The organism is Yinghuangia sp. YIM S10712 (genome assembly GCF_051388935.1).
Lineage (GTDB): Bacteria > Actinomycetota > Actinomycetes > Streptomycetales > Streptomycetaceae > Yinghuangia.
This window is the reverse complement of sequence record NZ_JBPKBI010000005.1, coordinates 225252-233988: the sequence shown is the minus strand read 5'-3', so window position 1 is coordinate 233988 and position 8737 is coordinate 225252. Positions and strand designations below refer to the sequence as shown.

6 protein-coding genes are annotated in these 8737 nt (G+C 69.7%); 2 read left to right on the top strand and 4 right to left on the bottom strand.

What is annotated here, in order from left to right:
* The 4 genes from ACRX5W_RS14535 to ACRX5W_RS14520 form a co-directional block, all read right to left on the bottom strand.
* The coding region (locus tag ACRX5W_RS14535) for a GlgB N-terminal domain-containing protein (RefSeq protein ID WP_436788516.1) at window positions 1–449 on the bottom strand (449 nt) is incomplete at its 3' end.
* 43 nt (window positions 450–492) lie between these two features.
* Entirely contained in the window at window positions 493–1998 is a 1506-nt protein-coding gene (locus tag ACRX5W_RS14530) for a maltokinase N-terminal cap-like domain-containing protein (RefSeq protein ID WP_436788515.1), read from the bottom strand.
* Window positions 1995–3689 (bottom strand): maltose alpha-D-glucosyltransferase, encoded by a 1695-nt coding sequence (treS, locus tag ACRX5W_RS14525; RefSeq protein ID WP_436788514.1) that lies wholly within the window; start codon window positions 3687–3689, stop codon window positions 1995–1997. The genes ACRX5W_RS14530 and treS overlap by 4 nt, the downstream gene beginning before the upstream one ends.
* Window positions 3686–5671, bottom strand: coding sequence for an alpha-1,4-glucan--maltose-1-phosphate maltosyltransferase (locus ACRX5W_RS14520; protein WP_436788513.1), 1986 nt, complete (start codon window positions 5669–5671; stop codon window positions 3686–3688). The genes treS and ACRX5W_RS14520 overlap by 4 nt, the downstream gene beginning before the upstream one ends.
* A 43-nt stretch (window positions 5672–5714) precedes the next feature.
* On the opposite strand from ACRX5W_RS14520, the gene ACRX5W_RS14515 reads away from it, so the two are divergent.
* Window positions 5715–5897: a hypothetical protein gene (locus ACRX5W_RS14515; RefSeq protein ID WP_436788512.1), complete on the top strand. Its 183-nt coding sequence runs from the start codon at window positions 5715–5717 to the stop codon at window positions 5895–5897.
* A 192-nt stretch (window positions 5898–6089) separates the two neighbouring features.
* On the top strand, window positions 6090–8714 hold the full coding sequence (gene glgP, locus ACRX5W_RS14510) for an alpha-glucan family phosphorylase (RefSeq protein ID WP_436788617.1): 2625 nt from the start codon (window positions 6090–6092) through the stop codon (window positions 8712–8714).
* The last annotated feature ends 23 nt before the right edge of the window (window positions 8715–8737 follow it).

Here is an 8737-nt window from a genome sequence, read left to right as displayed (position 1 = left end):
CCCGCGCCCAGGACCGTCCACAACTGCTCGTGCCGGCCCTCGGCGATCAGGTGCAGGTCGAACTCGCCGAGGGTGGGCAGGAACCGGTACGGGTCGTCGGACGCCACGACGGTGCCCTCGTAGGTGACCTCCAGACGGTAGTCGGGCACCTTCTCGATCGGCAGCACACCGGAGAAGAGCCCTTCCGCCTCGTGCGGCAGCTCGTACCGGTGGCCCTCGGCCACCACCACGACCCGCTCGGCCCACGGCCGCAGGACGCGCACCACCACCCCGTCGTTGCCGTCGGCCCCCGGATGCGGCCCGAGGACCGAGTGCGGGTCGTGGTGGCGGGCGTCGAGCACGCGCCGCAGGTCACCGGGATCGACCGGCGGCGCGGGGGCGGCCGGGACGGCGGCGGGACTGACGGAAGGGGCGGGTCGCTCGGGGTCCACCTGGTGAGTGGGCGTCACTGTTGACCTCCAGGGCTCGGCGCGGGTGTGGGGGCCCGCGGGCTCAGTGCGGTTGGGGGGTCCGCTCGGCGAGCCTGCGGATCGCCGACATGGGGACGGGCAGCCAGGACGGGCGGTTGCCGGACTCGTAGACGACCTCGTAGACCGCCTTGTCGGTTTCGAACGCGCGCAGCAGGACCGGCTCGGCGCGCGGATCGACCTGGCCCGCCTTCGCGTATCCGGCGCAGAACGCGTCCCGGTTGCGCATCGCCCACTCCTCGGCGCGGCGCACCAGGTGCGGGGCGGGCGCGCCCGCACCCCCGGCCCGGCGTTCGGTGAGCAGGTGGCGGGCGGCGTAGTCGAACGACCTGAGCATCGCGGCGACATCGCGCAACGGCGAGTGCGCGGCGCGGCGTTCGCCGAGCGGCTGGGCGGGTTCGCCCTCGAAGTCGATCAGCACCCACCGCGTCGCGGTCCGCATGACCTGGCCGAGGTGGAAGTCGCCGTGGATGCGCTGCAACGGCACGGGGTGGCCTTCCCGGCCGAGTCGGCCGAGGTCGCGGTACGCGTCGCGCAACCGGTCGGTGTACGGCAGCAGTTCCGGCACGATTCCCGCGGCGGAGTCCAGGCGCCGGCTCATCTGGTCGGCGAGGTCGGCGAGTTCGTCCTCTCCGGCGACCTGCGTGGGCAGGGTGCGGGCCAGGTCCGCGTGCACCTCGGCGGTCGCGACGCCGAGCCTGAACGACTCGCCCGCGAAGTCGCCCCCGACCTCGTGCGCGCGCAGCTCGTCCGCCGTGCCGATGCCGTGCAGGTCCTGGTCCGCGTACAGGTCCCGAACCGACGTCTTGGCCAGCTCCCAGCCGTCGGTCCCGGTACGCAGGTAGTCCTGGAGCAGGCCGAGAGTCGTCGTCTCGCCCGCGAACTCCGCTTCGAACCACGCGACCGGCTGTGGAATGCGGCGCGACCCGGCGTCCGCGAGCGCGAGGCACAGTTCGAGGTCCGGGTTGACGCCCGGGGTGAGCCGCCGGAACAGCTTCATGATGACGTCGTCGCCGAAGACGATCGACGTGTTGGACTGCTCGGCGCCGACCACCAGCCCCGCGAGCCCGGTGCGCGGCGCGCGTTCCCCGTAGCGGCGGAACACCAGCGGTCCCGAGGCCTCGGGAGCCTCGGGGGTCGCGGCGGCGAACCGTTCCAGCAGCCAACCCGTCAGTTCGCTGTCGTGGGTCGCGTCGTAGAGCACCGTGCCGTCGCTCGTACCGCCGCGCAGCCGGCCGATGGTCGCGTAGTCGAGGCGTTCGATGCGCCGGCTCCGGATGCCGAGCAGCAGTTGGTAGTGGTCGACGGTGGCCGGGTGCCCGCCGGCGGCCTGGTGCTCGACCGCGAGCACCAGGTGGAACATCGCCGGATCACCCGCGACCACCTCGACCGCGGACACCACCTCGACCCCTCGGATGGTCCGGCCCTTGCCGGCGAACCATCTCTGCCGTGGCAGCCACGGCAGGAGCCGGCCGCAGACGGCGTCGACCGGAATACCGCGCAGTTCCTGGGGTCGGGTGGACTTGGTCACAGCGTTCGCGCTCCCCGGGTGAGTCGGAACCAGTAGAACCCGTGCCCCGCAAGCGTCAGCAGATACGGAAGCTCGCCGATCGCGGGGAACGTGACACCGCCGAGCAGTTCGACGGGCTGATACGTCTCGAATTGGCGCAGGTCGAGCTCGGTCGGCTGGGCGAACCGCGAGAAGTTGTGCACGCACAGCACGACGTCGTCTTCGTACTCGCGCAGGAACGCGAGCACCGACGGATTGGACGAGGACAGTTCGTTGTAGACCCCGAGCCCGAAGGCGGGGTTCTGCTTGCGGACCTCGATCATGCGGCGGGTCCAGTGCAGCAGCGACGACGCGCTGCTCATCTGGGCCTCGACGTTGGTGACCTGGTAGCCGTAGACCGGGTCCATGATCGTCGGGAGGTACAGGCGCCCCGGGTCGCACGCGGAGAACCCGGCGTTGCGGTCCGGCGTCCACTGCATCGGGGTCCGCACGCTGTCGCGGTCGCCGAGCCAGATGTTGTCGCCCATGCCGATCTCGTCGCCGTAGTAGAGCACCGGAGAGCCCGGCAACGACAGCAGCAAGGCGGTGAACAGCTCGATCTGGTTGCGGTCGTTGTCGAGGAGCGGCGCGAGGCGGCGCCGGATGCCGACGTTGGCGCGCATACGCGGGTCCTTGGCGTACTCCGCGTACATGTAGTCGCGTTCCTCGTCGGTGACCATCTCCAGCGTCAACTCGTCGTGGTTGCGCAGGAAGATGCCCCACTGGCAGTTCATCGGGATCGACGGCGTGCCGGCCAGGATCTCGGAGACCGGGTAGCGCGACTCGCGGCGGACCGCCATGTAGATGCGCGGCATGACGGGGAAGTGGAAGGCCATGTGGCATTCGTCGCCGTCGCCGAAGTAGTCGACGACGTCCTCGGGCCACTGGTTTGCCTCGGCGAGCAGGACCGTGTCGGGGTACCTGTCGTCGATCTCCTTGCGCACGCGTTTGAGGAATTCGTGTGTCGCCGGGAGGTTTTCGCAGTTGGTGCCCTCTTGGGCGAAGAGGTACGGCACGGCGTCGAGCCGGAAGCCGTCGATGCCCAGGTCGAGCCAGAAGCGCAGCCCCGCGAGCATTTCCTCCTGCACGCGAGGGTTCTCGTAGTTCAGGTCCGGCTGGTGGCTGAAGAAACGGTGCCAGAAGTACTGCTTGCGGACCGGGTCGTACGTCCAGTTCGACGACTCGGTGTCGACGAAGATGATTCGCGCGTCGCCGTATTGCGTGTCGTCGTCGGCCCACACGTAGTAATCGCCGTACGGGCCGTCGGGGTTGTTGCGGGACTCCTGGAACCACATGTGCTGGTCGCTCGTGTGGTTCATGACGAAGTCGATGATCACGCGCATTCCGCGTTTGTGCGCCGCGTCGACGAATTCCACGAAGTCGGCGAGGTCGCCGAACTCGGGGAGGACGGCCGTGTAGTCGGACACGTCGTAGCCGCCGTCGCGCAGCGGAGACGCGAAGAACGGCGGCAGCCACAGGCAGTCGACGCCGAGCCACTGCAGGTAGTCGAGTTTGGCGGTGAGGCCTTTCAGGTCACCGACGCCGTCGCCGTTGCTGTCCTGGAACGAGCGCACCAAGACCTCGTAGAAGACGGCGCGCTTGAACCACAGCGGGTCGCGCCGGCTTCGCGGTGTGTCGTCAAAAGTGTCGGAGATGGGTTCATTGACGATCACGGGTTGTTCCTCCGGACCGAGAAGAGATGCGCGGGTTCGAGTGCCGGGTCCAGCCGCACGTAGTTGTGCTGACCCCAGCGGTAACTCGCCCCGGTGAACTCGTCGTGCACCGGGAAGCTGTCCTGCCAGTCCATGCCGAGCGCGGGCATGTCCAAGGACACCGTGGCCTCGTGGACCGTGTGCGGGTCGAGGTTGACCACGACCACCACCAGATCCTCTGCGTCCCCAGTGCGGGTCCGCTTCGAGAAGGCCATCACCGCATCGTTGTCGGTGTGATGGAATTTCAGGTTTCGCAGATGTTGCAGCGACGGATGGTGTCGGCGCACCCGGTTAAGAGTCGTGAGGTACGGAGCGAGCGTCCGCCCCTCGCGCTCCGCCGCGGCCCAATCCCGGGGGCGGTATTGGTACTTCTCCGAGTCGAGGTATTCCTCGCTGCCCGGGGCCGCCGCGATGTGCTCGAAGAGTTCGAAACCGGAGTACACCCCCCATGACGGCGACAGCGTGGCGGCGAGCGTCGCACGGACCTTGAACGCCGCGGGTCCGCCGTACTGCAGCGACTCGTGCAGGATGTCGGGGGTGTTGACGAAGAAATTGGGGCGCATGTAGGCGGCGGCCGGCCCGGAAAGCTCCGTCAGATACTCCTGGAGCTCGTGCTTGCCGGTACGCCACGTGAAATACGTGTAGGACTGCTGGAATCCGATCCTGGCCAGCGTGTGCATCATCGCGGGCCGTGTGAACGCCTCGGCCAGGAAGATCACGTCGGGGTCGCGGCTGTTGATGTCCGCGATGACCTTCTCCCAGAACATCACCGGCTTGGTGTGCGGGTTGTCGACGCGGAACACGCGTACGCCGTGCGACATCCAAAAACGCAGCACGCGCAGCGTCTCGCGCACGATGCCCTTGAAGTCCTGGTCGAAATTGACCGGGTAGATGTCCTGGTATTTCTTCGGCGGGTTCTCCGCGTACGCGATCGAGCCGTCCGCCCGCTTCGTGAACCACTCCGGGTGCTTCTCGACCCATGGGTGGTCCGGTGACACCTGGAGCGCGAAGTCGAGGGCGACTTCCATGCGCAGTTCGCGGGCGCGCGCGACGAAGGCGTCGAAGTCCTCGATGGTGCCCAGGTCGGGGTGCACCGCGTCGTGCCCGCCCTCGGGCCCGCCGATCGCCCACGGCGAGCCGGGGTCGTGGGGCCCGGCCTCCAGCGAGTTGTTCGGGCCCTTGCGGTAGGCCCGGCCGATGGGATGGATCGGCGGCAGGTACACCACGTCGAAGCCCATCGCGGCGATCGCGGGCAGGCGTTCCATCGCGGTGCGGAACGTCCCCGAACGCGGCGGCTGCACCCCGGTCGGATCGATCTCGGCGCCTTCGGAGCGCGGGAAGAACTCGTACCACGAGCCGAACAACGCGCGCTGCCGCTCGACCTGGAGCCGCAACCGGGGGCCGGCTGTGACCAGTTCGCGCAGCGGGTGGGAGGCGAGCGCGCCGGTCACCGCGGGGGCCAGCGCCGCGGCCAGGCGCTCCTCGGGACTGCGCGAGGTGTCGCGCAGCGCGTCGACGGCGTCGAGGACCGAGGCCCGACCGGCCCGCTTGGGCACGCCCGCGGCGGCGCGCTCCAGCACCAGCGCGCCTTCCTCCAGCATGAGTTCGACGTCCTGACCGGCAGGGATCTTGATCTCGGCCGCGTGCCGCCATGTCGCGACCGGGTCGCTCCACGCCTCGACGGTGTACGACCACATGCCCTCGGTGGGCGGTGCCACCTCCGCCCGCCATCGGTCGGTGCCGGGCGCGACTTCGGTCATCGGCAGAAACGGGCGCGCCCGGCCGCGCGGATCGCGCAGCACGAGGTTCACGCCCAACGCGTCGTGTCCCTCCCGGAACACGGTCGCGCTGACTTCGAACGGCTCGCCCGCGACACAGCGCGCGGGGCGCGTGCCGCAGTCGACGAGGGGCTGGACGTCGAGGATGGGAATGCGACCGATCATCGGCTCCGGTCCTGCTGCGAGGGGAACGGCGGGTGCGTGGGCCGTGACAGCGCCGGCTCTGTTCGTGCCTGACGACTCGTCAGGCACGGCGGCGGTCTTCCGAGGGGACCGGACCGACGTACCCGGACGCTTCCTGGCCGCACTGCCCATGCCCACGCTCCTGCTCGACTGCCCGGTAACGGCGATTGCGACACACGTCCTCGCCCGCGAGTGCAAGAGCGAGTGACGATGCGTTTGTCCAACGATCACGACAGCAGGCGGGGCACGGTCCAAACGGCGCAATTACCGCACGGAAACCGAACACCGAGCCGTGAGGCACGTGTTCGGGGCACCCCGAATGCAAGTTCTTGCCAACCCTGCAAACAGCACGCATCCACTGTCGCAAGTCATGCCGGGTTCCGGCTAGGGTCTGGTGGCTGTGAGAGCAATCCGCCGATTCACCGTGCGCACGGTTCTGCCCGCTCCCCTGGAGCCCCTGGGCGAACTCGCGATGAATCTCCGCTGGTCCTGGCACGCGGAGACCCGAGACCTGTTCGCATCCATCGATCCGGAGACCTGGGCCGCGGTCGGCCAGGATCCCGTACGACTCCTCGGCGCGGTGCCGACCGAGAAACTCGCCGCGCTCGCCGAGGACCAAGCATTTCTCGGCAGGCTCACCGTGGCCGCCGGGAACCTCAACGAGTACCTCACCGGCGCCCGTTGGTACCAGACGCTGCCCGACCCGGGCGCCGCCCCGGACGGCGCCCCGGCCGCGATCGCCTATTTCTCGCCGGAGTTCGGCATCACCGCGGCCTTGCCGCAGTACTCCGGCGGCCTGGGCATCCTGGCCGGCGACCATCTCAAAGCCGCCAGTGACCTGGGCGTCCCGGTCATCGGCGTCGGCCTGCTCTACAAGCACGGCTACTTCCGGCAGTCGCTGTCGGCCGACGGCTGGCAGCAGGAGCGGTATCCGCTGCTCGACCCGAACGAGCTGCCGCTGACGCTGCTGCGGCGCCCCGACGGCAGCGCCGCGCGGATCGTCATCGGGCTCCCGGGCGGACGCGAACTGCACGCCCGCATCTGGCGCGCCCAGGTCGGCCGCGTTCCGCTGCTGCTGCTCGACTCCGACATCGAGGAGAACGAGCCGTTCGAACGCGAGGTGACCGACCGGCTCTACGGCGGCACCAGCGAGCACCGGCTGCACCAGGAGATGCTGCTCGGCATCGGCGGGGTGCGTGCGGTACGCGAGTTCTGCCGGCTCACCGGCCACCCGCAGCCGGAGGTGTTCCACACCAACGAGGGCCATGCGGGATTCCTCGGCGTCGAGCGCATCCGCGAGTTCCACGAGAGCAGCGGCCTCGACTTCGACGCGGCCGTCGAAGCGGTGCGCGCCGGAACGGTCTTCACGACGCACACCCCCGTGCCGGCCGGAATCGACCGGTTCGACCGCGAACTGATCGCCCGTCACTTCGGCGGCGACAACGAGGCTCCCGGCGTGCCCGTCGACCGGGTGCTCGCGCTCGGCGCGGAGACGTTCCCGGGCGGCGAGCCGGGTGTGTTCAACATGGCGGTCATGGGCCTGCGCCTGGCCCAGCGCGCCAACGGCGTCAGCGAACTGCACGGGCACGTCAGCCAGGGCATGTTCGCCGGGCTTTGGCCGGGATTCGATCCCGCCGAGGTGCCGATCGGCTCGATCACCAACGGCGTGCACGCGCCGACGTGGGTCGACCGCGACGTCCTGGAGCTGGCCGGGGGCGAGGCCGGCCTGGACCTGACCGAGGAAGCGCACGGCTGGACCGCGATCGAGCAGATCCCCGCACAGGCGGTGTGGGAGCTGCGGCGTTCACTTCGCGCCAAGCTCGTCACCGAGGCGCGGGCCCGGTTGCGGGCGTCGTGGAAGCAGCGTGGCGCGGGAGACGCGGAACTCGGGTGGACCGACCACGCGTTGGACCCCGACGTCCTGACGATCGGTTTCGCGCGCCGAGTGCCGTCGTACAAGCGGCTCACGCTCATGCTGCGCGACAAGGAGCGCCTGCGCGGGCTGCTGCTGCACCCCACGCGCCCGATCCAGATCGTGGTCGCGGGCAAGGCGCACCCCGCCGACGAGGGCGGCAAGCGGCTGGTCCAGGAACTGGTCAAGTTCTCCGACCAGGAAGACGTCCGGCACCGCATCGTGTTCCTGCCGGACTACGACATCGCGATGGCGCAGCACTTGTACCCCGGCTGCGACGTCTGGCTCAACAACCCGCTGCGGCCCCTGGAGGCGTGCGGCACGTCGGGCATGAAGGCCGCGCTCAACGGCTGCCTCAACCTGTCGATCCTGGACGGCTGGTGGGACGAGTGGTTCGACGGCTCCAACGGCTGGGCCATCCCCACCGCCGACGGCGTCGAGGACCCCGACCGGCGTGACGACATCGAGGCCAACGCGCTCTACGAGCTGATCGAGCACAACGTCGCGGCCCGCTTCTACGACCGCGGCGCCGACCAACTGCCCAGCCGGTGGCTGGAAATGGTCCGCCACACCCTCGTGTCGCTGGGACCGAAGGTGCTCGCGTCCCGCATGGTCAAGGACTACGTCAACGGCCTGTACGCGCCCGCCGCGCTCGCCGCCCGCTCGATGGCGGCCGACGACCTGGCCGGTGCCAAGAGCCTTGCCGCGTGGAAGCACGAGGTCCGCGCGGCGTGGCCGCAGGTGCGCGTCGACCACGTCGAGTCGGGTGGGATAGGAGACGCCCCCGAGGTCGGCAACACGCTCGACCTGCGGGTTTTCGTCAGCCTGGGCGAGCTGCGGCCGTCCGACGTCGAGGTCCAGGTAGTCCACGGCCGCGTCGACGGCACGGACGCGATCGTCGACGGATCGGTCGCCCCGCTCAAGCCGGTCCGGCGCGACGAACACGGCCGGTGGTTCTACGAGGGCTCTCTCGCACTCGACCGAACGGGTCCCTTCGGCTACACCGTCCGGGTGATGCCCGCGCATGCGCTGCTGGCGACCCCGGCGGAGCTGGGCCTCATCGCGGTCCCGGAGCAGGGCGAGGGCGTGGCCGACGGGCTGCCCCTGCGCTGAACCGCGTGCGCGGGAGGTTGCGG